This window comes from Bartonella queenslandensis AUST/NH15 (assembly GCF_000312585.1).
Taxonomy (GTDB): Bacteria; Pseudomonadota; Alphaproteobacteria; order Rhizobiales; family Rhizobiaceae; genus Bartonella; species Bartonella queenslandensis_A.
Genome location: NZ_HE998370.1, coordinates 1 through 299, shown reverse-complemented (window position 1 = coordinate 299; position 299 = coordinate 1). Strand labels below are relative to the sequence as shown.

The following is a 299-nucleotide window of genomic DNA, read 5'->3' as shown; positions in this document are numbered from 1 at the left end:
ACAACACCACCTTGTGAGCTTAAACGGTTACTTGCCCACCTAATCGCTCGAATATAGCTATCGTAGAGGTTTCTTTTTAATGTTGCTTGAGATTTAAGTGCATACGTATTTTGGATACTTCTATCAAGTATTTCATATTCTACATTTGCATTATTATCATTTTCACTTTTTTGTCCTACCGAATAAGGAGGATTACCAAAGATAACTTTGATGTCGAGCTTTTTCTGATGTTCTAAATAGTCACTGTTTTCTTTAAACAATTCCTGTAGCAAGTTCTTCTCTTCAAGCATCCGGAAGGT

General features: G+C 35.1%; 1 protein-coding gene. It reads right to left on the bottom strand.

Annotated features, from left to right (window positions below):
- Positions 1-299: hypothetical protein (locus tag BN338_RS10415; RefSeq protein ID WP_039762368.1), on the bottom strand; the 299-nt coding region annotated here is incomplete at both ends.